The sequence below is a fragment of the Nitrobacter sp. Nb-311A genome (assembly GCF_000152905.1).
In the GTDB taxonomy this organism is placed as follows: Bacteria; Pseudomonadota; Alphaproteobacteria; order Rhizobiales; family Xanthobacteraceae; genus Nitrobacter.
Genome location: NZ_AAMY01000007.1, coordinates 87,738 through 110,676 on the forward strand (window position 1 = coordinate 87,738; position 22,939 = coordinate 110,676).

Genomic DNA, 22,939 nt, shown 5'->3' on the forward strand with positions numbered 1-22,939 from the left:
TGCGCATCGTTCGCGATGTCAATGAAGACCAAGTACGAACGTGATGAAAACGCGAATAATCTGATCCGTGAAAAAGAAGAAGATCGACGCCAGCGCCACCATTACGAACACCATGATTGTCGTAACCGTGGTTTCGCGACGCGACGGCCAACTGACCTTCGCGGTTTCCGTACGCACTTCCTGCAGGAATTTGAACGGGCTGAAAGCCATCGTTGATAATCCGCGTTCGTTTGTGCCGGTCTGGGTTTCGGATATTCGGACAGCCTCTCTCGCGCGCCCAACCCTCTATCTGAGGTTAGCCGCCCAACGGGCTCGACTGTCCGGGAATTCAGGGCCGCGTCGGATATCCGTCAAATCGGGCCGACAGCAGGTGCCGCTATCTACTGCCGGCGGCTGAAAAGGTCAAGGGTGCGGCTTGGCAACCTGCCTGGCCCGGAGCGATTGCATGGCCGGGAGTCGAACGACCGACTGGCAGGAGTGGCAGGGCTCGAACCTGCGACCCCCGGTTTTGGAGACCGGTGCTCTACCAATTGAGCTACACTCCTGTGAGGCCTGCGTCGCCGCAGGCCCTGGCCGTTTCAAGCATGACGGGCGCCCTGATTGCAAGTGGCAAGCAATCCCGGACCGCGTGTTCCTGAGCAGCTGCCAGTTCTGGCCGTGGTTGACGGCGCGCGCTTCGCCCCCCGCCTTATGTCGAGGAACTTTCGGGGCATCTCAACGCCGCTCACCGTCGTCTTCCGCATCCGGCGGAAGCCGACAATCTCGATTTCCTTGCCAATGTCCGGATCGGTTTAGATGCGATCTAAAGTTAGGAGCTTGCGCGACGCGTTATTTGTCTCTGTATAGGCGTGCATACTCGGACAGGAATCGTAGCGTGGCGCCGGCCGACATTCTCGACTGTCAATCGGCTCGCAAATTTGACCCCGTATCGGCGTTCAATTTTGACCCCTTCGCGCGGCGTGGTTTGAGGGTAGCGCTCGACTCGTCGGAGCTGGCCGGGATTGCGGAGACGAGACGAGCGCGGGTGGCGTGATCGTCGTCGCGGCTTTTGAAGCGCCAGCTGTCGTTACCGGTTTCGACGATGTCGCAGTGGTGGGTCAACCGGTCGAGCAGCGCGGTGGTCATCTTGGCGTCGCCGAACACGCTGGGCCATTCGCCGAAGGCGAGATTGGTGGTGACGATGACGGAAGCACGCTCGTAGAGCCGGCTGACGAGATGGAACAGCAACTGGCCGCCGGATTGGGCAAAGGGCAGATATCCGAGTTCGTCGAGCACGATGAAGTCCATCCGGGTCAGATGTTCGGCAAGCCGGCCCTGACGTCCGTTACGGGTCTCGATCTCGAGGCGATTGACGAGGTCGACCACGTTGTAGAAGCGACCGCGGGCGCCGGATCGGATGCAGCTTCTGGCGATTGCGATGGCCAGGTGGGTTTTGCCTGTGCCGGTGCCGCCGACGAGCACGACGTTGCGCTGCTGGGCGATGAAGCCGCCGCCGGCGAGATCATTGACGAGCGTCTGATTGATCGGCGTGCCTTCGAACTGGAAGTCATCGAGATCCTTGGCCAATGGCAGCTTGGCGATGGTGAGCTGGTACTTGATCGACCGCGCCTGCTTCTCGTTGATCTCGGCGCTGAGCAGGTCGCCGACGATGTGCTGAGGTTCGTGCTGGCGCTTGACGGCCGTCGCCATGATCTCGTCGAAGGCAGCCCTCATTCCGTAGAGTTTGAGCTCACCCATGAGGTCGAAGATTTGGGTTCGTTCCATCAGATGGTCCTCCGGAGGTTGTCGTAACGGGCGCAATCGGCGATCGGCGCATGGCGGAGCGTCAGTGCCGCCGGCGTCATAATGTTGGCCGGTGCAGCGGGTTCGCGTTGGCGAGCCAGGATGTTGAGAACGACGTCAGCGGAATGAACGCCATGAGCGATCGCCTCGGCGCAGGCGGCTTCGACCGCCGACAAACCGTCCGTCAGCACCGCATTGAGGATGTCGACCATCTGTCGATTGCCGTCGTCGGTGCTGGCGAGCCTGCGCCGGATCCGTTCGATCGCGGCCGGCAACACCCAGTCCTTGAAGGGTGCGCCGTTACGTAAGGCCCCGGGTTTGCGCGCGAGCACCGGCACGTAGTGCCAGGGATTGTAGGTCGTCTCGCCGCGTCCGAACGATCGCGGATGCTCCGCAACGATGCGCCCGTCCTGACGGATCACGATGCGATCGGCATAGGCTTGAACTTCGACCGGGCGCCCGACGGCGCTGGCAGCGACCGAGTATTTGTTGTTGTCGAAGCGCACCAGGCAGGTCTTCGAGACCGATGCCGGCACCGCGTGGAATCCGTCGAACCGGCCAGCATAGGGAACGAGCTTGGGCCGCTCGGCTTCGAACACCTCCCAGACCGTCTGTTCGGCCAGTTCTGGATGTCGGTGCGCCTTGGCGTAGGCGATGCACTTATCCAGAAGCCACGCGTTCAACTCGTCCAGGGTTTTGAACCGCAGCCGTGGCGTGAAGAACCGTTCCCGGACCAGCCCGACCTGGTTCTCGACCTGACCCTTCTCCCAGCCCGACGCCGGCGTGCAGGCGACCGGATCGATCAGATAGTGGCTGCACATCTGCAGGAAGCGGCGATTGTAGCGGCGATCCTTGCCGACGAAGATCGTCTCTACCGCCGTCTTCATGTTGTCGTAGATGCCGCGGCTGCAGGTACCCTTGAACAGTGCGAACGCCCGGTCGTGGGCGTCGAATACCATCTCCTGCGTCTCCCGCGGATAGGCCCGCACGAACAGCATGCGGCTGTGGCACAGCCGGACATGAGCGACCTTCACGATCGCCGTCACGCCGTTGAGGAGAACGATCTCATGGCTCCAGTCGAACTGGTAGGCTTCGCCCGCCGCAAAGCTCAACGGAACATAGGCCGCCGCGGTCGATTGCCCGCGCTCCTTGCTCCAACGCCTGGCGTAACGCCGTACGGCATCGTAGCCGCCGTCATAGCCGCGTCCGCGCAACTCTTCGAAGATCCGGATCAGCGTCAGCTGTTCGCGAGCCGATTTGGCCGCGTTCGCCGCCAGCAGTTCATCAAGCTCCGCCGCCCAACGCCCGAGTTTGGGGCGCGGCTGGATCGAACGCTCATACTCGAACAAGGTCTTGCCCGACCTCAGCACCTTCCGGACCGTGTTCCGCGACACCTTCAGGTCACGGGCGATCTCCTTGATCGTCTTGCCCTTGATGAAGTGTTCGCGCCGTATCCGCGCAATCGTCTCCACGATCAGCATCCCCGACCACCTGCTTCATGACAAAGCAGGCAGCGCAACAGCCAACCTGTAGGGGGTCAATTTTGGACGCCGATCCCCCGGCTTACGGGGTCAATTTTGCATGCCGAATGACAGTTCTGATGATGTTGTTTTTTGTAGCCATAACGTCTCCCGTTGTGCGACAATGATGCTCATAGAGCATCATCAACCTTTGCACGACGCAAGGGGCACAACGGGGTACATCCTCAAGATGGTTAAAAAAGACGATCGACTAAACGTTCGAATTGATGAGTCGCTTCGCGCTGCATTGGAGCAAGCCGCTGCCGACGATCAAAGAACGCTGTCGTCGCTTGTCGCAAAAGTTTTATCAGAATGGGCGCGCAAGCGGGGCTATCTGAAATAGCTCCCACAGGCCACCTACGGCTAACCCTTCCCGAAATTTCGGGGAGCGACGGAGAACGCGACGCAGGACGGTAATCGCGCTAGTGCGATGGCCAGTGCGGTCGCTTCAGCGGTATGGTTGATTGCCCGCGCGATCATGAAGGGCCATGTCTGCACAATTGTGCAGACATGTACGGCTAAAGCTTAGTGGAACATGATCCATACAAGCAAAATCACGCCGCGAGCAAAGATTTCGATTTCGCGTTTGGTGATCTCGGCGTCGCAGGAGAAACGAACACGCATAGCAATCCCTTTCGGATCGCGCGCGTCCTACGCGGATTGATTCGATAGCAGTACGGTACCTGAATCGCGGGAGCGGCGTAAGGCCCCTATGAGGCTTCTAGTTGTTGGGGTATTTGTTGGGGTATCAGATTCTAGTATGAGATATTTCAGATATTTAGATGACGAAAAGGCCGACATGAAACCGGCCTTTTCATTCGACCCGTATCGGATGATCTACGGGCGATCTCAATAATGAGGGACCGGTGGTCCTCCCCAGCCGAAGCGATAGTTCACGCCGGCCTTGACGGTATGCTCGTCGTTGCGGAAGCTGGCTCCGACCACATCGGCTGGAGAACCCGCGCCGAACGTGGTTTTGCCGAAGTTGTAATACTGGTACTCCGCCTTGGCCGACCAGTTAGGTGCGAACATATATTCGAGACCCGCACCGACCGTGTAACCGCTGTCCCGATTTCCGGTGGCTGTGAAAGCCTGCGGTACACCGGCCGCGTTGGTGACCCCTAGGGCGCCGTCCCTGAATGCATAGCCGCCCTTGGCATATAGAAGCGTCGGTCCCCACACATAGCCGAGCCGACCGGTCACCGAGCCCAGACCGCTGTTGCCGCCGGTGACGACACTGCCGCCCGGAAAGGCCACGTCTCCTCTATAGTTGGCGAGCCAGCTATATTGGGCCTCGACGCCGAGTACCCACTGGTTCGCGAACTGGTAGTCGGCGCCGCCCTGCACGCCCCCGAGGAAGCGCCCGTCGCTGCCACCCAGGCCGCCGCCGAACGCGCCGCCGAGATGGCCGCCGACATAGAAGCCGGTCCAGTTATAGACGGCCTGCTGCGGCGGCGTATAGGTCGGCGCCTTGGTATAAGGCCGTGGCGGAAGGTCAGCCGCAAGTCCGGGTGCGGCGAAGGCTGCAACGGTCGCAGCCGCGAGCAAGAATTTCCTCATGATGGGATTCCCCTCTCGTTGGATTACCGCCATCCTTATTCACCATGGCTAAACAACGTGGCGCGAGTTTGATACCCCGGCACCAGAGCGGCGGCGACGGTTCCATACGACGCTATTCCTATGTAGGAACTGCCGCGCGGAAAAACAGTTCCTCACCTCAGCCGCGGTCGCCTACGGATTCGACCGGCCCAAGGCTCCACCCCAAAGGTGATCAGCTGACCGGAGGTCAAGAAGCACCAGCCCTACCCCGCGGGCTCAGCGCGTCAGTTTCTCGAGCTCCGGGAAGGGCGCGTAGCCCGCGCCCGCACAGATGTCATCAGCCTTCTCGATCATGCGATCGAGCCGCGCATCGACGTACACGACCGCGCGCTGCACACCCCCCCGATAGCTGCCGTCTATCTCGCGGGCGTTATAGCGCAGGCAACTCACATAACGCCGCCGGCCACCGACAGTGCGCTGAGCCGGCTCCGCTATCGCAGCGTCACGAATGCCGGCGGGGTTGTTGAGGTAGGTTCTGAGAAACGCGAGCAGTTGGGCGCGATAATCGACCGGAAACGGTTGATCGGCCACGCCACGATCATCGGTATAGACCAGGCCGCCCTGACCAGCACCCTGATCGCCGCTGTCGGTCACGCAGGCCGCGAGCGATGACGCCAGCACCGCGATCGCCAGGAATCTTGCAGATGCCCCCGACATCCGTCCGTCTTTCCAGTTTGTATTTCCCCAGAAAGCACTAAACCGTCCGCAACTGGAATCAAATTCGTATTTCGCTTATCGATGCAAAAGTTCAGGTTGCGGCGAATCGAGGCTTACGGCAACCGGGGACGATCGCCGCAAGCCATGATCGCATCTCGTGATGGAATTAGCCGTGCTTGTGGGGACGATGATGACGGACGTGCCGGTGAGCACGATGGTGATGACGCCCCATCTTGGCGTTGGCGTTCAGCGCTTTCGACTTGACGGTCGTCGTCTTGGCCACGGGGGCCTGGGCAGTGCGGGAAGTGCTGGCCATCGCGGGCGCAACAAACACCGAAGCAGCGAGCAGCGCGGCAGAAATCGTCTTGAACATTATCTGGTCTCCTTGGAGCGTGGATCGCCGAGGTCGCCGTCCGGGTGGCCGGGTTCTCCGATCAGGCCCCCATCATGAAACCGCGTCGCTGAACGTACGCTGAAGCGCAAAAGCGAACTGCGTTCACCTTGATGAACAGCCGGTCATAAAACCAACCGGCGGAGCCCCCTGTCCTTTCCGCTAACCATGGGCTAACCGGGGCCTCGACACACGACCGCAAAGCGCGGTTAAGTGCCGCCTCGATAGTCGGCGCGACCGGAACAACACGCCGACGGCAGCCGCGGAAGCCTGCGAACCATCATGACCACACCCCCGTCTTATGACCGGATCGCCTTTGTCGCGAGCGCAAGTCCGGAAGCTCAGCAGGCGCTGACGGAGCTGGTGACGACCTATGGCAATCGCGATCCCGAGGATGCCGATGTGCTGGTTGCGCTCGGCGGTGACGGGCTGATGCTGCAAACGCTGCAGCGGAACATGCGGTCAGGAAAGCCGATCTACGGGATGCATCGCGGCACGGTTGGATTTCTGATGAACGAATACAGCCGGCACGATCTTCAGGCGCGCCTGGCTGCCGCGACCGACACCGTTATCCATCCGCTGTTGATGCGCGCGACCGATACTCACGGCAGGATTCATATTCATCATGCCATCAATGAAGTGTCGGTGTTTCGCCAGACTCACCAGGCCGCGCGGCTGCGCATCCTGATCGACGAGCGCGAACGCATGGCTGAACTCATTGCCGACGGGGTAATGGTGGCCACGCCCGCCGGATCGACCGCCTACAACCTGTCGGCGCAGGGACCGATCCTGCCCATCAACGCGGCGCTGCTCGCTCTGACACCGATCAGTCCCTTCCGTCCGCGCCGCTGGCGCGGCGCGCTGTTGCCGGATGCGGCCGTCGTGACCATCGAGGTGCTTGAAGACGAAAAACGTCCCGTGGCCGCCGTCGCCGATCACGATGAGGCTCGCAACGTCCGCCGCGTCGAGATCTCGTCGGACAAAATGGTTTCAATGCGAATGCTGTTCGACCCGGGCCACAGCCTTGAGGAGCGAATCCTCAGAGAGCAGTTCGGATACTGAACCTTTCCTCCTCCCTATCCGGAGCGAGCCTTGAGCGCCGCGAGAGATCCGGAAGCGAATTGATCTTGCGTGCCCTCGCTGGCCCCGAACTTCGCTGCTGCCGTTTTCATCCTCTGCAAGGAAAGCAAAAGGAGCGGCAACCATTCGTTAACGGCGACGGCATATAGTTAACGGCAGGTATACCGGGCCCGCTCCATGTACGGCATCGACTTCAACAAGCTGCGGTTTCTCGTGTGCGATGACAACGCGCACATGCGCCGCATTCTGCGCACGCTGCTGCATTCATTCGGCGCGCGCGAGGTCTACGAGGCCGAGGATGGCGCCACCGCCCTCGAGATGTATACTCATTATGTCCCTGATATCGTCATCGTCGACTGGGCGATGCCGATCTTCGATGGCATCGAGCTGACGCAGATGATCCGCCAGCCCGACTCGAAGGGTAACCCGTTCGCCCCGATCATCATGCTGACCGGGCACTCGGAAAAGCGGCGCGTCACGGTCGCGCGCGATGCCGGCGTCACCGAATTCCTGGCGAAACCGATTTCAGCCAAGGGTCTCTATCAACGAATCCTGAACGTCGTGGTCTCGCCGCGCCCTTTCATCAAGACCAAAAATTATTTCGGTCCGGATCGGCGGCGCAATACCAGCAACGCCTATATCGGTCCCGAGCGTCGCGGCACCAGGGAGCCCGACGTTATCCAGCAGCCGTCACTGCTGGATAAGGCTCGAGCCCCGGGCTAGAAAGCGCGGCCATGCAAAAGGAAGATTGTTCCGAACTGGCGATCCAGGCATTCGCCGACCATCACGTCATCACCCCGCCCAATCGGCTGCGCAACGCGGTTCGGCTCGTCGACGAAAAGAATGTCGAGGATCCGATCGCGCGCGCCGAAAAGGCGCTGGCGGGCCTTTCCGACGAATTCTCCAAATGGATGGCGATCGAGCGGGACCGCCTTGTCGTGGCCCACGCAGCCATTCTCAAGAACGGATTCACTCCAGCCACGCGCGACGAACTGTTTCGGGCCGCGCACGATATCAAGGGCGACGCCGCAACCTTCGGATATCCCTTCGCCGCCGCCGGCGCCGAAAGCCTCTGCCGCATCATCGAACATGCTCCAGCTCTCGACCGCGTGCCTGCTGAACTGATCGCCTATCATATCAACGCGATCCAGGCTATCGTGCGCGAGCACGCCACCCCCGGCACCGAGGCCATGGCAATGGAGATCAACCGGAAACTGCGTCTCGTTGCCGACGAATATCTCGCCACAGTCAACCGTGACCGTCCCGAACACCTCGAAGCCGTTCTCGCGCCGAGCATTGCGCCCACAGAATAGCGCCCAATCGTTCCTGCGAACGGCTGAGGATTGTCGTCCCGGAGCTTTTGATCGTCAGGCTTTCCGCCGGCAAACCACCCTTCTCAGAAAGCGTTTTGAACGCAGGGGAAGCCGGTTCGCGCGAACAAAACCCGTCACACCAAAAGACGTCCTTCATCGCTTCCGTGAAGCGGTGAAGGATTTTCGTCTTCGCGCGCGTGAACGAGTTACGCCGCCGCAAGAAGATCGCTGAGCAGCGGCTCGCGATAGGCTCGCGGTGAATCTTTGGGTTTTTCAAAGCTCTGTGCAAGAGACGCAAACGCGTAAGACGCCGGCTCGTCAAACCTCGGTTCGACGCGCTCCGGTTCATAAGACGCCACGGCGCAAGGTTCAACTTCGCAAGGCTCCATTTCGTAAAACTCAGCTTCGTAAGGCTCAGCTTCGTAAGACAAAGCCTCACAAGACCATGCGTCATCAAGCTCAGTTTCATCCCCCTCGCATTCGTCGGGTTGGGTCCGGAACGCCAGGCGGTCTAGAAACCGCGGCCTGGCGTCCTTCACCGCTTCACGGAAACGGTGAAGGAGCCCAGCACTTTGGTTCGACGCGCTTTGTTGCCACGATCCGGTTTCCGCTTCGCTCGAAAATGCTATTGCGGGCCAAGGTTCGCAGAACTCGTCGCGGAACTCGGGTTCATAAAACTCCGGCTCGCAAACCGGCACTTCGTCCGCTTCGTCATACGCCGGCTCCCTGGCGACCTCCGCTACCAGCTCGTCACAAAATACACGCGCTTCCTCGCGCGCCGATTCCGTCGCGAACCGCCGCAACAAGATCAGCAGAGGCTCTGACACCTCATCGGGCGCCGTTTCGCACATCGTCAGCACACGTTCGACCATGCGCCGGCGCAACCGCGCCGCACCGCCGACGGTTTCGACAAAGCCGATCTCGTCGCGCGCTTCCAGCGCGGCGCGGAACGCAGGGAACGTAACTTCTGGCAGCCCGGCCCGCGTCAGCAGCGCAGGCAAGCTCGCGCCGCCGCGATCATGAACCAGCGCAACGACGCGGCTTAAAGGCAGGCCGGACAATTCCGCCAGGGCATGGTCGAACAGCTCCGTATTGCCCGACAGCAGCGCGCGCAAAATCAACCCGGCGGTGAGCTGTCCGGTGGCGCGCAGATGCGCGACCAGGCTGTGCATGTCGTCGTCCCGCGCGCGGGCTGCAATGTGAACGATAGAGCGATCGCGCGCCTCGCTGATCGTGCGATCGGCGCAGTCGACATTGAGCCAGTTGCGGGAAACAACGAACCGCGCCAGCGTATCGGACAGTTTTCCGATCAGCGCGAGCCGCGTGGCCGCGGGCAGATCGTCGAGCGCCAGCATCGATTCCCGGATCGCCGCGAGATGGCCATGCCGCTCGACGATTCGGTCCCATGACATCGGCGCGATACTTGCGCCCGGATTTTTCATCAGTTCGAGTGCCGCCGTTGCGAAGCCAACCTCGGCGATGGCTGCGCAGACCGACACCGGCACGTGAACCCGGCGTGCGACGGCGCACTGCACCTCACGGCTACCGGTCGCGACGATGTCGACGAGGTCCGCGTCGATCAAAAGCGGCGAATATTCGAGAACGGGAACAGCAACGGATGGCTGATCAACCGACAGCGCCCGGACGATGGCCGCCGGCGCGTTCACGCTGCGCGCGAAAACGTTCGCCATCGCCTGCCGAACCAGCGGCGACGGGTCGTCGAGTTGCATCAGGAGAGCACCCTCGGCGGCGGCGCGATCGTCATCGGACAGATCAGATATGAGCCAGGCTCTAGCCAGGGCTCGCGTCGCTTCGGCCCGCTCGCCTGCGGGAGCGGTTCGTACCCAGCTTAAGAATTGCCGAACGATCATGGTGTTTCCGGCTTACGCACCGACATCGCGAGACGATGTCGGTCACGGAAAATAAACCATGACGCTTAACAAAGGGTTCACCATAACCGTTTGCGTTCGTTGATACTTCGTTAATGGGAGGGGCGGCCTTCAGTCTCAATCGCATCGAGCGGAGAATCCGCAGCGCATTGATGGAAACCCCATCATTCAATTGATCGCGCTCCGCGCTTCACAGCATCGCGGCACAAATCTTGACGCAGTTGTCCCCCGGATTCCCCACAAGCGTGGCGCCCTACCCGCTATAAGTGCCGCTGCGGTCGCTGAACAGATCGAACGGCTGAGGTGCGGCGGAATCGGATGAGGTCTGCGCCGCGGTGGACGGCGCGCCCCACAGTTCCTGAACGACTGGAGACACCGGCTGAGTACGCTCGCCGACCTGAAACAGCGAACGAAACGTCGGCCGGCTTGGCGCGACCGAGGAAGGTGCGACACCATGCATGTCAGGCAGACGCGACAGGTACGCTGCATGGTCAGATGAGGTCGAGAACGGCGTCTCGGACGTCATGGCCATACGGGTCGCGGGCGAATTGGCGGCGACCGCGTAGCGCCGGTCCAGATCCGCGTAGACTTCCGACACGCTGCGCGCGCGGCCGTCGCGATCATAAAAGATCGGACGGTTGGCGGCGGCCGCGTTCGGAAACAGCCGCGCGCCGGGCGCTTGCGGATTGTTCTCGACATTCGCGATCAGCTTCGCGGCTCCGCTGACACCCATGAAGTGCGCCATGTAAAGTTCGCTGTCGGTCGGACGACGGCCTATCAGGCCGGTGAGCTTGAAGCTATTGGATTGCGTCAGCACGCCAGCCATGGCCGACGCGATCGCCGGGTCGTCACGTAGCTTGAGAATGGCGGCGCGGGTCGCTGGATCGGCAACGGAATAAACGCCGGATGGCGATTTGGCGATCGCGTCGGCATAGCCGTTGAAGCCGAGCGCGGGCCCCGCCTCCTTCACCGTGCCGAGCCAGGTCTGCTCGATGAACTGATAAAGGCCCTTGGCGGACGACGTGCCGGCAGCGGCATGAGGATTGAAATTGGATTCCATCTTGGCGGTCGCGAGCAGATATTCGAAGCTCGCTCCCGTGGCCTCGGCTGCCCGCTTGATGGCGGTGGTTATTCCGCCGAAAATTCCGCTCAGTCCGGAAGCGGCATTGGCGGCATCGACGCTCATCTTGATCTCCGCTCCGAGAATCCCGCTATGCGCCTTCGGGCACGTTATCGGCATTTCCGCCGTCTATTCCGACGTTTCCGGACGGCTATTCTCCCGGATCGCAAGGTGGAAGATTATGGTTAACAGGGTCTTAACGGAGACAGCCAGAAGGCGTCAGGCTTTCGCGCCATAAACATCGGCCGGATCGAACAGCCTGTGGGCATCCACAAGCGTAAGGCGCATTTTGTTGCCCTCGCCTTTTGTCACTGCCCGATAGAAACACGAGCGCCGTCCCGTATGGCAGGCGGCGCCTTGCTGTTCGACCTTGATCCAGACCGCATCCTGATCGCAGTCCGTTCGCATCTCGAGCACCCGCTGGACCTGACCCGAACTCTCACCTTTTCGCCATAACGCCTTGCGCGAACGGCTGTAATACCAGGCATCTCCGGTTTCAATGGTCCGCCGCAGCGCCTCTTCGTTCATATGCGCGACCATTAAAACGTCGCCGGTCTTGGCATCCGTTGCGACGCAGCTCACCAGACCGGACGCATCGAAACGGGGCTGGAACACCAGCCCCTCCTCGGTTTCGGATGAAGGTTTTGATCCAGACACAGGAAATCCCTTCGGAATATCGTCGAGGGATTAAGCGTCTACGGTCGCACCATAGACAGGAAACGCGCCTGCTCCGCGGGATTGTCGCGGAATACACCTGTGAACCGGCTCGTGAATGTCATCGCACCATGCTTGGCGACGCCGCGCACCGACATACAGGTATGCTCCGCCTCGATCATCACGGCGACGCCCCGCGGTTTAAGCACCTCGTCGACGGCCGCGGCGATCTGCGCGGTCATGTGCTCCTGGGTCTGGAGCCGCCGGGCGAAGATGTCGGTCAGGCGGGCCAGTTTGGACAGGCCGACCACCCGTTCGACCGGCGTGTAGGCGATATGTGCCTTGCCATAGAACGGCATCATGTGGTGCTCGCACTGCGACGTGAACTCGATGTCCCGGACCAGTACGAAATCGTCATAGCCCGCGGTTTCACCGAAGGTCCGGTTCAACACCTCGGCCGGACACTGATGATAGCCCTGATAGATCTCGTCATACGACTCGATCACCCGGCGCGGCGTATCGAGGAGCCCCTCGCGTTCAGGATTTTCACCGATATAGGACAGCAACGTTCGGACCGCGTCTTCCGCTTCATGCCGCGACGGGCGCTGCCGGTTCGGCTGAACCGCCGCCAGAAACTCAGATGGATCCAGCTGGGCGGGAGAGAACCCGGCAGGTTTGGCGCTATTGGATTTGACGTCAGAAGGTTTGCTGCCGCGCAGCTGCTTGATCAAAGCGTCCATCTTCACTCCGTTCGACCGGCCTCGCGTGAGACCGGAGTGTCACCGGGCAGACGGGGCAGCATTTTACGCCACCGGACGCCTGAGTCCCTTGAAATTTAACATTGCAACGTCCGAATCGAACTTCAATCCGGGTGCGACGGAAAATCGCCGGATTGCGTTTCCCGGCAATAGATACATATATAGACTTCGAGGTTCCCGCCGCCAAGGGCGTCGCTCCGCCTCTTCAGCGAATTCAATGTCGAAACCTATGCTGGACGACGTTTACAACAACCGTATCATCGAACTGGCCGGCAATATTCCGCGCCTGGGCCGGCTTCCGGCGCCAGACGCCAGCGCCACCGCTCATTCGAAGCTGTGCGGATCCACCGTCAAAATCGACCTCAAGATGAACGGCTCCACTGTCACCGACTTTGCGCACGACGTGAAGGCCTGCGCGCTCGGCCAGGCATCGTCCTCGATCATGGCGCGCCACGTGGTTGGCTCGACCGCCGGCGAACTCCGTGAGTTGCGCGAGATCGTTCGCAGGATGCTGAAGGAGAACGGCGCGCCGCCCAAAGGAAAATGGGCCGACATCGCGCTGCTCGAACCGGTGCGCGATTACAAGGCGCGTCACGCCTCCACCATGCTGACCTTCGATGCGGTCGTCGATGCCATTGGTCAGATCGAGGCCAAATCGGCCGCGCTGACTACCGCGCAAAGCTGATCACGCCCCGGTTTTCCGCCAGAGCGTTTTTCGAGCAGAACATGCGGAAAGACTCGAATGCCGCTATTGACCCAGAGCCGGAGCGGCGGTGGTCGCCACAGCGTGGCCGGAAGCTTCGGCTGTCTTGGTTGGCTGGCCGGTCATCGTCGCCGTAGCGGGCGCATTCGCTATGCCAGGAAAGCGGTCCTGTACCGGCTTTGTGACGAGATCGGCGACTGGAGTCTCGGCGTCCCCTCCACCCGGCAGCACATCCGCGACGCGGTCTGTCGTCACCAGATTGGTGGAGCGCAATTCCGCTGGCGACAATTCATGAAGAGCTTCCCAGGGAGGAATGCTAAGGGCCAAATGCAGCAGATCGCCGGACCCGCCCATCTCGAAGGTGTACTTGGCGAGCCGACCGATGTCGCGTTCGACGATCATCAAATCCTCGGCAGTGTAGCTCGCGGCCTTGGCGTTGTCCGCGCGGTCGCCCATCCAGATCTGATGTACGCGCACATGCGCACGCTCAGGCACATAGCGGGTTTTTCCCGACAATAGCACGAACACGCACATCGACTCGCAATTGGCTTCGGGCAGCACGGCTGCGCGATTGCCGGTCGTCGTCTTGACGGCGACGCTGGTCCCAACCGTGGTGCGCACGCCGAGTTCTCGCCAGCGCCGCCCGAGCGCGATGGCGTCGTTGACTGAGCCGCCACCGGAGTCCAGCACGACCGTCACACCGGTAAGATCGCGTCCGGCTGCGAAGTCGTTAAAGGCTTTCGGAGTTTCACCCGTGACGAGGCCAACGGCGCTGATCCAGCTCCCACAGTGCGGCTCACAAGCGATCCAGGAGAATCGCATCGGCTGCTTACGTGCCTCGAGGTTTGCCTTGGCTGGACCCTGTTCCTCAAAAGCAACCGCGAAGCCTGAAAACACGAGACAAAAAGCTGCAGCGCACAGAAGCGTCTGTCCGTAGAAGCCAGATGATCTCGCGAACCTCAATTCGGTTCCTTCCCTAGCCGATGTTCCTAATCTTACGCAGCTTAAACAATGCGGCCCGATCGCATGACAATACGATGAACCCGTTAGCAGGAAAACTAGCCGCGAGACTTGTCAGCGTCCATTAGAACCTTTGCTGCGACCGGCGAGAGGATGCGATATTCTACCGCTTGTGGCGCGATTGCAGCGTCGTCTGGTTCCCCGAGGGAACATCGCGGATCATCCATATCTGAAGAGGCCCCGCCTTCATGAAGCCGATACTGCAAAGTTCCAGGTTCTGTCGGGCTTGTTCAAGTGCCGTTTTACGGCTGCCCCGAAATCTCGGGCGAGCGTTGATCTGGATCTACCGCCATACGCTATCGCCGCTGGTGGGTTTCAACTGCCGGCACCTGCCAACCTGCTCGGCCTATGGCGATGAAGCCATCGAGCGTTTCGGGCTTTGGGGTGGCGGCTGGATGACGTTGGCGCGGCTCCTACGCTGCCAACCCTGGGGAACGTCCGGTATCGATAATGTTCCCGTAGCGAAGCCATCCTGCGCGACCTGGTACCGGCCGTGGCGTTATGGCCGCTGGCGCGGCGTAAATGCCCCGTGAGAAGATTTCGAACGAGGGGCGGCTCTTACGTCGAACAATTAAAGACTACAGCCTGGTCCATCGGATAAAGAAGCTCTAACGGGCGAGGACTTCGATTTCGCCGTCGACGCCGTTGAAGACCTCGAAGCCTCGCTCGAAAACCTTGCCTTCGTTCTTGGCGATGACGCGATATTCACCTTCGGCCAGTATCACGCGGGGAAATGCTCCGATCGATTCCTTGATGACGTCACCCCCAGGCGTTAACACTGACCATGCAGTATTGGCCAGTGCCTCACCGCCCTTGTCGCTGACGAGTTTAAGGGTGATGACCGCGGCGCGATGGGAGATCGTCACGTCGGTCAGTTTCCCAGCCTGCACGCGAATGTCCGATCGTACGACAGAGTTCGCGTCGCCATAGTTGGAGACGATGTAGTAGGTACCCTCCGGCAAGAGCATAATGTCGCCCCCAGAGACATTAGGCAGAAGCGGCGCGCGCTCGGTGCCCTCGAACTGGCTGCCTTTGTAGATGCTGAAGGAAATCTGGTTGGGCGGAATCATCGATGCGCCGACTCGACCCTCGATCTTCAATCCGCCCGCCGGTAACACGAAGGACTCGCGGTCAGTGTCAGGTTTGAGTGTCACAAGCCGCGCGGCGCTGACCAGCCCCAGCGAAACATGCACGACATAACCGCCCGGAGGGAGCGCGATGCTGGGAGTTGCATCATGGTTTTCTCGCACCAGCTTGAAGGCGCCGGTCTGGTCGGGCCGATCGGAATACACTCGCCAGACCAGGCCGCTGTTGATGACCGGCAAATCCTTGCCGTAGCGCGCGGTCAACGACAGAACTGCCTGCGGGGGAGCCGCGACGACGGGTGACGCCGTCAGCGGCACAGCGGCGGCCGGTGCCTGAGTCAGCGGCGCCGGCAGATTTGGCACAGATGCCGGACCGGAGGACGGCGCGAGGCTGATTGCGGGTCCCGACGGTGCTTCCGGAACGGGTGCTGGCGGGACCGGCGGCGGACGTTCGCCAAACAATTGCGCCGAGGCGGCCAATGGAAACATCGCGAGGAGCGTGACGACCGACACGAGCAGAGGCCACGAGTGCCCGCCTGAACTCCATCGATGATTTCCCCCGAAGATCATGGCGCCGGTTCTTTCCGTAAAACACGGCAAATTCAAGCCTCGGGACTTGCTCAAATTTGCATCCTGCTGTGGAAGGCTTAAAAACTGGCCCGTCGGGTTGAAACGAAGCTATCCGGTGATAATTTCTGCCGGGCGAAGCAACATCCGCCAAGTCAACCTGTCTCGCGCTCACCGTGTCCGCCGGAAGCGCGGTAACCGATGCCGGCATTCGGAGAATCCTATTGTGCTGGATGGTTTGAAAGGTCGCGACCAGAACGGGTCGAACGGCCAAAAAGTAGGATTGGATAGTGTCAAGCGGCCTGTGATCGGGTTGGCTCTGGGCGGCGGGGCCGCGCGCGGCTTCGCTCATATCGGCATTCTCCGCTCCCTGATCGCGCACGGCATCGAGCCCGATATCGTGGTGGGTACATCGATCGGAGCGGTGGTTGGGGGTGCCTATGCCGCGGGTCGTCTTGACACTTTGGAGGAGTGGGCGCGCAGCCTGCAGCCGCGGAGTCTTTTCAGTTATCTAGACATCCGGTTGAACGGCTCCGGACTGATCGGCGGCACCAGGCTCACCGCGCAGCTCGAGGCCTCGCTCGGTCAGACCCAGATTGAAGAACTGCCGCTGAAGTTCGCGAGCGTCGCGACGGAAGTCCGCACCGGCCACGAAATCTGGCTTACGCACGGGCGGCTGGTCGACGCCATGCGTGCGTCTTACGCACTTCCGGGTATCTTTGCGCCGATGCTGATTGGCGACCGCTGGCTGGTCGATGGCGCGCTTGTCAACCCGGTGCCTGTCTCCACTGCCCGCGCGCTCGGCGCCGAGGTCGTGATTGCGGCCAACCTCTCTAATGACATATTCGGTCGCAGCACCACGATATTCTCTCATGGTACGCAGAACAACGACGTGCAGGAGGAGGCCGTCGAACCCCCACCGCGCAAACTTGGCCTCGGCAAGTTCTTTTCGTTCGAGCGGACGGTCAAGCGCGAAATCTTCGCTAGCGGCAGTCGCCCGGGCATTGTGTCGGTCATGACCGACGCATTCAATATCATGCAGGACCGAATCACGCGCGCGCGGCTCGCCGGCGATCCACCGGACCTATTGATCTCGCCCAGAGTCGGGCAGATTGGCTGGTTCGACTTCCACCGCGCCAACGATCTGATCGCAAACGGCACACGGGCTGCGGATCGAGCGATCGAAGCAATTGTGGAAGCGATCGACGTTCTCGCGCCGCCGGAATCGGCGCCGGACATGGCCGGCGGGGCGGACCCTGAAAGCGGAAACGATCCTTAATGCGCCAGGCGCTCAGGCTGTTTTGATGTAGTCGCGCAGCGCCTCCTGCTCGGCTTCATATTCCTGAACACGCAGCTTGACGACATCCCCGATCGAGACCAGGCCCACCAGCTTGCCCTCCTCCACTACCGGCAGATGCCTGAACTTTTCCGCCGTCATGACTTCCATGAGGTGAGCGACCGTATCCGACAGACGGCAACTGACCACCTTGCGGCTCATGGCGGCGCTGACCGGCTCATCGAGTGCAGCTGCGCCGCGTTTATCGAGCGCATGGACGATGTCCCGTTCGGACAGAATGCCATCGATGCGCGTATCGCTCAGGACAAGCACAGAACCGATCTGCCGTTCCGACAAGATCTTCACCGCCGCCGAAAGCTTTACGTCGGGCTCGACGCTTGCGACTTGAGGACCCTTGGCGCTGAGGATGGCACGTACTGTCATTGTCGCTTCCCTCGGAGGGGATCGCGCGGGATCACTTTGCGCGATCCTTGCCTTTAGCGTTCAAGCGACAGTCAAACGTCCAACTTCGCCTGACCGGGCGATGATGAATGAAATCAGCCTGCATCGCAAGCAATTGTTAGAGATGATCCGCGTCGGACGACGCATTCTCGGCGTCACGCGGCGCGCGAGGCACCGGATCGAACAATGAAAACAATAGAAGGCCGGCCATAAAGCCGCCCATGTGAGCCTGCCACGCAACACTGCCGGGCTCGGCGCCGATTGCGACCGATCCCATGCCGAAAATGATGTTGATACCGAACCAGATTGCGAGAAACGCCAGCACGCGGGGATTTTGCAGGGCGCGCGTCAATGACAGCGCAGGCACCTGCGCGGCGGCGTCGGCATCGCCGCGGCCGAAGGATAGGAAACTGCCCTGCTGGAAAGCGAAACGGATCGCCGCAGCCATTGCGCCCGATACCGATGCCGACGCACCGATCATCGGCGCAATATTGTGCTCGTGGGTCACAAGATGTGCGATCGCGCCGGCAATGGCGGCGACCGCCATGAAAAGAAAAAACCTGACGGCGCCGAAACGGCGCGCCACCGCGCTACCGAAAGGTAGCAACCATAAAACATTGAAGCCAATGTGGCTGAGGTTGGCGTGCAGCAGCGAATAGGTCACGAAGGTCCAGACCTTGGCGCCGCTTCCTCCGGGAAACGCCGTCGCCAGAAGGCTCGGATCGTAACGCTTCGGAATGAAGCCGAACGCCTCCAGAATCCAGTATTCCAGATCGGGCGGCATCGCCGACCACACGACATGAACAATCGCGAGAAGACCGATATAGGCGGTCAACGGCCCCGGCAGGGTCAGGATCGGTTCACGCCGCGGTTCCGGTGGAAGTTCCGACGAAGGGTCTGAGGGAGAGTCCAAGGATTGTGACCTGGCGGCTCAAGCGGGTGATAGGCTGCAATGAGTTGCATAAGGGGACTGTGCAAACAAAGATTCAATCCAGCTAATGAGAAACCGTCAAAATGGCGGCGCCCAGACGACCCTTCCCTGGTCCGCATATCGCGCGACATTCTCGACAACACGACGCTTTCGAGCAGGCATCAAAACACAGTCGAGTGAAGAGCGTGTAGAGTGGGTACGTTACTCGCTCTGCCGCCTGCGTAACACCCACCATTTCAGTCCTTTGTAAAAAAGCACCATTGCAGTCAGCGCCGCCGCGCCCTTCAGGAACCAGGCAAGCATCTCCTGAGGACTTCGAGCGCCGTGATCTCTTTCCCTTTCCGGTGAGACCTCGCTCTTATCGGCTGAAACCTCGCTCTTTTCAGCCGAGACCTCGCTCACCCGAACGACGGATCCATCACGAAGAGAACCAGCCGTATCCTTGATCAGGAGAGCCAATCGGAATTGGTCTTCTTTAGCACGCGTTCCGGTGCTCCAGAGATCATTGGATTGAGCAGGAATACAGGCCGATTGAAGGCCAGCCACAAGGCCGAAAACGGCCATCCAGAACCGCAAGACTCTTCCCCTCTGTTGCATCCAGCGTTTGCCCCTGCCATCCTCGAGTACAGGATAGATCGCCGAACTGGGCTCTATCCCGTCCCGTACCACCACATTTCGACCGGCCGTCGATGCCGGATGATTACCGACTAATACCTCAATCCTGCTCTCGCTGTCGATGTGGGCGACGGCCCGCATAGCCGCAAAACTCAAAAGGAGGACCTTCCGGCGAAGCTCGCAGCGATGCGGCAGCGTTCTACCCCGGCCGCCAGCTTCTCGCGAACGCACGGCCAGTACGGAGCTATCGAACGAGGAATGGGGCCAAGGCAGATGGGTTCGACTTGATCGAGCGGTTCTACAATCGTTCCGGCGGCGCTCGGCGATCGGATGCGTCAGCCCGGTTAAGGCCGACCGGGCTCGTTTAATTTGGCTGGCCACCAAAACCGGCGGCAGCTCCCGATAGGCTCACGTCGATATTACCTCCAAAGCTAATCGAAATCGTTTAGCTTCTGATCGTTAAGCTTTGCGGGCGGGCCGTCCAGCGCGGGATGCTTATCCGCACAAAGGGCACCCGTGGATGGAGCAGTTAAGTTAAAATGTCGACGTTAGCCGGTACAGATTTTTAAATGTTCATGTCATAGCGCCTAACCTATTATGAAGGCTTGGTCTTTCTCGAAATCATTAGGACTCTCGACACAGAGTTGGACCAGGGTAATCCTGCTGACAATCGCAGGAACGCTCTGCTGCATTGCGCTGGCCTTTGTGATTGACAGCTATTCCTTCGTGGAAGGCAGGTGGCGGCTGGGACCTAGTCCCAAAGATGATGTGATTATTCCCCTGCTGATCGCGCCGCCGTTTTTCCTCTACCTTCTCAGCAAATTGCGCCAGCTCGCCATCGCACACGAGCAGCTGATGGTCATTGCCTCCACCGACGGCCTGACGTCCTGTTTCAACCGCGCCGCATTCACGACCCTGGTCGACGCCTATCTCGACCGGGTGGACCGGCAGGAAAAGGGCGGCGAGGGCGCACTGCTGGTCATGGACGTCGATCACTTCAAAAACGTCAATGACAATTTCGGTCACGACATGGGCGACGAGGCCCTCAAACTGATCGCTCAAAGCATCAAATCGACGCTGCGCGAAGTAGACCTTGTCGGTCGCATGGGGGGCGAGGAGTTTAGCGTGTTCCTTCCAGGCATTGCTCCGGACCGGGTCGTCATGGTTGCCGAGCGTATCCGGGAAACCGTGAAGGCAGTGAATTTTTGTCCCCAGGGGATCCCCTGCAATCTATCGATCAGTATCGGTGGAGCGACCTACGTCCGCACGGCCTCGTTCTCCGAGCTATATAAGCTCGCCGATAAACTGCTTTACGATGCCAAGCGGCAAGGACGAGATCGAGTTGAACTTTGTCAACTGGGCAGCGGTCCTCCGCTTGCAGCCGCGCACTGAACAAATCCGGCCCAGTATGGAACGGTGTTGGTGCGATCGAGCGTATCGAAGCTGATTAATCCGCGCTCTCGCCCACACGCCCCGCGGCCGAATTCCGTGTCTTCGCGATTGTAGTTATCTCGCCACCACGCGCCGGCGCAGACGCCAGCGACGCTGCTCGACGCCTGACCGCAATCGGCCGCCTGAAATGGTTGAGACACACAAGTTACCGATGTCTTAAAGGACATGGTGAATTTAACGTTAACGGCACAATTGCAGGGGGCGCATGAGTCAAAAGCCGCCTCCGGCATGGACGCTGCAACACCGCTCCTGCACAACAGCAAAAGGCTGAGGTTGCCTTGAAGTAGGACAAATTTGTCCGGTTCGAGCCCTCGGCGAGGACGGTTGCCTCATGAAACATCCATCGAATCGGGCATTCTTTGCGTACTGGGACAAGAAACGCGACGGCGAACGCGCCCCGGACCGGCGCGTGATCGAACCCAGTGCAGTTCGCCAGCTGCTCGGGGACATCTTCGTGCTCTCCTATGAGCCAAATCGCGGCTATCCGTTCCGTGTTGCCGGAACCCGGGTCAGCGCCCTGCTCGACCGCGATCTCAAGGGAGAGAACTTTGCAGCACTGTTCGCGGCCGCAAGCCGCAACGACATCACCGACATACTGGGCATCGTATCCGAAGAATTAGTGGTCGCAGTCGCTGGCTTGACCGCCACCGAGCGAAACGGATCGCTCGCATACTTCGAACTGCTGCTCCTGCCCTTCAACAATCGCGCGCACTCGCCAACCAGCCTGACCGGACTGCTCGCGCCGATGCAGCACAGCCGGCAGCCAGTGGCAAACTTCACCCTCGCTTCGTGGCGCTATCTGAATCCTCCACCACAGCGCTTCGTCCCGCGCGCGCTGAAGAAGCTCGCAATCGCCCGCGGCTTCATGGTCTACGAAGGATTGCGCTAGATCCCTTTCAGTAGAAGATGAATTTATTTCATGATGTATCTGATTAAGTTGGCTTTCATCACGACGCCTGCCCGGCGTTTTGCTTTCACGCGCCTCTGAACGAGCTGAGCCATTTGCCAGATCTGAGCTATATCCCGGGATGGACAAATCAACATAATCTGTAAAAACTCCGCGGTAACCGTTCGCCCCTAACATTTCCGCGTGTCAAATACTCCTACCATTCTCGTCGTCGACTCCGGCCTCGGCGGTCTCACCGTGCTGCGGAAGATTGTCGACGCCCTCCCCGCCGCACGATACGTCTATGTCGCCGACGACGCCTTCTTTCCCTATGGCCGCCTCAGCGAAGAAGAAATCATCGCCCGCGTAGTTCCGCTGGTCGGAGAGTTGATCGGCGCCCACGCCCCGGACATCGTTGTGATCGCCTGCAACACGATGTCAGTCTCCGTGCTGGGACCGTTGCGCGCCGCCTATTCCATACCGTTCGTCGGCACGGTTCCGGCAATCAAGCCGGCGTGCGCGGCATCGAAGACCAAGCGCGTCTCTGTGCTCGGTACGCGAGCGACCGTGCAGCGCGAATATACCCAGGCATTGATCCGGGACCACGCGCAGGCCTGCACCGTGACGCTGGTCGGCGCGGCGAGCCTCGCTTCGCTGGCGGAGGACGCCCTGCGCGGCAAGACGGTCAGCGACGCCGATATCCTGAGCGAGATCGCGCCCTGCTTCGTTTCGGCCGTTGACGGCGGAGATCTGCGCACCGACGCCGTCGTGCTCGCCTGCACGCACTATCCGCTGCTGCTCGATCGACTGCTCAAGCTCGCGCCATGGCCGGTGTCCTGGATCGACCCCGCGCCCGCGATTGCCCGGCGCGTCGTCGATCTGCTCGGATCAGGCGGTGGCGGCGACCGCGAAGCCCCGCCCGAAATGATCTTCACCTCGGGTCGGCCCCACGGGCTGACAGATGCACTCGCGCCATTCTTCGGCGGACCCGTCCCAGCCCTATCCGTGCATCATCAAGCAATGCCAGAACCGGCGGCAAACCGTTGAATGTGCATGATTTCACATCGGATCGGGCCGCGGACCATCGGCGCCAAGTAACAGATTCTCGCAGCGTCAGCGTTCTGGCGTCCCGACCTGGTCTGCGGGCGAAAACCGGCTTCGCCATGGTTTGACAGGAAC

General features: G+C 60.6%; 24 protein-coding genes, 1 tRNA gene and 1 pseudogene. 10 read left to right on the forward strand and 16 right to left on the reverse strand.

All coding sequences use genetic code 11. The features are described 5' to 3' along the window. Positions 1–18 precede the first annotated feature (18 nt). From secE to istA, 4 genes are all read right to left on the reverse strand, one after another. Positions 19–210: a preprotein translocase subunit SecE gene (secE, locus tag NB311A_RS03915; protein WP_009797156.1), complete on the reverse strand. Its 192-nt coding sequence runs from the start codon at positions 208–210 to the stop codon at positions 19–21. 259 nt (positions 211–469) lie between these two features. Continuing rightward, positions 470–545, reverse strand: a tRNA-Trp gene (locus tag NB311A_RS03920). 355 nt (positions 546–900) lie between these two features. Beyond that, positions 901–1,764, reverse strand: a complete 864-nt coding sequence (istB, locus tag NB311A_RS03930; protein WP_009796681.1) for an IS21-like element helper ATPase IstB — start codon at positions 1,762–1,764, stop codon at positions 901–903. After that, entirely contained in the window at positions 1,764–3,263 is a 1,500-nt protein-coding gene (gene istA / locus NB311A_RS03935) for an IS21 family transposase (protein ID WP_009796680.1), read from the reverse strand. The genes istB and istA overlap by 1 nt, the downstream gene beginning before the upstream one ends. A gap of 100 nt (positions 3,264–3,363) precedes the next feature. Here istA and NB311A_RS03940 point away from each other — a divergent pair, with 100 nt between their 5' ends. After that, positions 3,364–3,645 (forward strand): hypothetical protein, encoded by a 282-nt coding sequence (locus NB311A_RS03940; protein ID WP_131522876.1) that lies wholly within the window; start codon positions 3,364–3,366, stop codon positions 3,643–3,645. A gap of 506 nt (positions 3,646–4,151) precedes the next feature. On the opposite strand, the gene NB311A_RS03945 is transcribed toward NB311A_RS03940, so the two are convergent. The 3 genes from NB311A_RS03945 to NB311A_RS03955 form a co-directional block, all read right to left on the reverse strand. Then, positions 4,152–4,862, reverse strand: a complete 711-nt coding sequence (locus NB311A_RS03945; protein WP_009797159.1) for an outer membrane protein — start codon at positions 4,860–4,862, stop codon at positions 4,152–4,154. Between the two features lie 255 nt (positions 4,863–5,117). After that, positions 5,118–5,558, reverse strand: coding sequence for a hypothetical protein (locus NB311A_RS03950; RefSeq protein ID WP_009797160.1), 441 nt, complete (start codon positions 5,556–5,558; stop codon positions 5,118–5,120). A 166-nt stretch (positions 5,559–5,724) separates the two neighbouring features. Further along, entirely contained in the window at positions 5,725–5,931 is a 207-nt protein-coding gene (locus NB311A_RS03955; RefSeq protein ID WP_009797161.1) for a His-rich protein BRANT, read from the reverse strand. Between the two features lie 300 nt (positions 5,932–6,231). On the opposite strand from NB311A_RS03955, the gene NB311A_RS03960 reads away from it, so the two are divergent. The 3 genes from NB311A_RS03960 to NB311A_RS03970 all read left to right on the forward strand — a co-directional run bounded on the left by NB311A_RS03960 (position 6,232) and on the right by NB311A_RS03970 (position 8,342). Continuing rightward, a complete protein-coding gene (locus tag NB311A_RS03960) occupies positions 6,232–7,011 on the forward strand; it encodes an NAD kinase (protein ID WP_009797162.1) in 780 nt (259 codons plus the stop codon). A gap of 195 nt (positions 7,012–7,206) precedes the next feature. After that, on the forward strand, positions 7,207–7,752 hold the full coding sequence (locus NB311A_RS03965) for a response regulator (protein WP_009797164.1): 546 nt from the start codon (positions 7,207–7,209) through the stop codon (positions 7,750–7,752). An 11-nt stretch (positions 7,753–7,763) separates the two neighbouring features. Then, on the forward strand, positions 7,764–8,342 hold the full coding sequence (locus NB311A_RS03970) for an Hpt domain-containing protein (protein ID WP_009797165.1): 579 nt from the start codon (positions 7,764–7,766) through the stop codon (positions 8,340–8,342). Between the two features lie 707 nt (positions 8,343–9,049). On the opposite strand, the pseudogene NB311A_RS03975 reads toward NB311A_RS03970, so the two are convergent. The 4 genes and pseudogenes from NB311A_RS03975 to folE form a co-directional block, all read right to left on the reverse strand. Beyond that, positions 9,050–10,213: pseudogene (locus NB311A_RS03975) on the reverse strand (DUF2336 domain-containing protein); the annotation flags it as partial. A gap of 271 nt (positions 10,214–10,484) precedes the next feature. After that, a complete protein-coding gene (locus NB311A_RS03980; RefSeq protein WP_009797167.1) occupies positions 10,485–11,417 on the reverse strand; it encodes a transglycosylase SLT domain-containing protein in 933 nt (310 codons plus the stop codon). A 153-nt stretch (positions 11,418–11,570) separates the two neighbouring features. Then, a complete protein-coding gene (gene hisI / locus NB311A_RS03985; protein ID WP_040673891.1) occupies positions 11,571–12,008 on the reverse strand; it encodes a phosphoribosyl-AMP cyclohydrolase in 438 nt (145 codons plus the stop codon). Between the two features lie 38 nt (positions 12,009–12,046). Continuing rightward, the gene (gene folE, locus NB311A_RS03990; protein ID WP_009797169.1) at positions 12,047–12,745 is read right to left on the reverse strand and encodes a GTP cyclohydrolase I FolE; all 699 of its coding nucleotides are present in this window, start codon (positions 12,743–12,745) and stop codon (positions 12,047–12,049) included. A 247-nt stretch (positions 12,746–12,992) separates the two neighbouring features. Between folE and NB311A_RS03995 the strand changes: the two genes are divergently transcribed. Then, the gene (locus NB311A_RS03995; RefSeq protein ID WP_040673892.1) at positions 12,993–13,448 is read left to right on the forward strand and encodes an iron-sulfur cluster assembly scaffold protein; all 456 of its coding nucleotides are present in this window, start codon (positions 12,993–12,995) and stop codon (positions 13,446–13,448) included. 63 nt (positions 13,449–13,511) lie between these two features. Here the strand turns inward: NB311A_RS03995 and NB311A_RS04000 are convergent, their stop codons facing one another. After that, positions 13,512–14,429 carry a hypothetical protein gene (locus NB311A_RS04000; RefSeq protein ID WP_040673893.1) on the reverse strand — a complete coding sequence of 306 codons (918 nt, stop codon included), beginning with the start codon at positions 14,427–14,429 and terminating at the stop codon, positions 13,512–13,514. A gap of 245 nt (positions 14,430–14,674) precedes the next feature. Here NB311A_RS04000 and yidD point away from each other — a divergent pair, with 245 nt between their 5' ends. Beyond that, on the forward strand, positions 14,675–15,019 hold the full coding sequence (gene yidD / locus NB311A_RS20000; RefSeq protein WP_083780370.1) for a membrane protein insertion efficiency factor YidD: 345 nt from the start codon (positions 14,675–14,677) through the stop codon (positions 15,017–15,019). 75 nt (positions 15,020–15,094) lie between these two features. On the opposite strand, the gene NB311A_RS04005 is transcribed toward yidD, so the two are convergent. Beyond that, a complete protein-coding gene (locus NB311A_RS04005; protein ID WP_009797173.1) occupies positions 15,095–16,141 on the reverse strand; it encodes a hypothetical protein in 1,047 nt (348 codons plus the stop codon). Between the two features lie 223 nt (positions 16,142–16,364). Between NB311A_RS04005 and NB311A_RS04010 the strand changes: the two genes are divergently transcribed. Next, positions 16,365–17,417: a patatin-like phospholipase family protein gene (locus tag NB311A_RS04010; protein WP_040673915.1), complete on the forward strand. Its 1,053-nt coding sequence runs from the start codon at positions 16,365–16,367 to the stop codon at positions 17,415–17,417. A 12-nt stretch (positions 17,418–17,429) separates the two neighbouring features. Here the strand turns inward: NB311A_RS04010 and NB311A_RS04015 are convergent, their stop codons facing one another. From NB311A_RS04015 to NB311A_RS04025, 3 genes are all read right to left on the reverse strand, one after another. Next, complete coding sequence (locus NB311A_RS04015; RefSeq protein WP_009797175.1) at positions 17,430–17,858, reverse strand: CBS domain-containing protein; 429 nt, start codon at positions 17,856–17,858, stop codon at positions 17,430–17,432. A 136-nt stretch (positions 17,859–17,994) separates the two neighbouring features. Beyond that, entirely contained in the window at positions 17,995–18,789 is a 795-nt protein-coding gene (locus NB311A_RS04020) for a rhomboid family intramembrane serine protease (protein WP_040673894.1), read from the reverse strand. Positions 18,790–19,008: 219 nt separating this feature from the next. Next, complete coding sequence (locus NB311A_RS04025; RefSeq protein ID WP_009797177.1) at positions 19,009–19,563, reverse strand: hypothetical protein; 555 nt, start codon at positions 19,561–19,563, stop codon at positions 19,009–19,011. Positions 19,564–20,190: 627 nt separating this feature from the next. Between NB311A_RS04025 and NB311A_RS04030 the strand changes: the two genes are divergently transcribed. From NB311A_RS04030 to murI, 3 genes are all read left to right on the forward strand, one after another. Then, the gene (locus tag NB311A_RS04030) at positions 20,191–20,814 is read left to right on the forward strand and encodes a GGDEF domain-containing protein (RefSeq protein ID WP_245256919.1); all 624 of its coding nucleotides are present in this window, start codon (positions 20,191–20,193) and stop codon (positions 20,812–20,814) included. Positions 20,815–21,205: 391 nt separating this feature from the next. Further along, positions 21,206–21,763 carry a PAS domain-containing protein gene (locus NB311A_RS04035; RefSeq protein ID WP_009797179.1) on the forward strand — a complete coding sequence of 186 codons (558 nt, stop codon included), beginning with the start codon at positions 21,206–21,208 and terminating at the stop codon, positions 21,761–21,763. Positions 21,764–21,964: 201 nt separating this feature from the next. Beyond that, positions 21,965–22,807 (forward strand): glutamate racemase, encoded by an 843-nt coding sequence (gene murI / locus NB311A_RS04040; RefSeq protein ID WP_009797180.1) that lies wholly within the window; start codon positions 21,965–21,967, stop codon positions 22,805–22,807. The last annotated feature ends 132 nt before the right edge of the window (positions 22,808–22,939 follow it).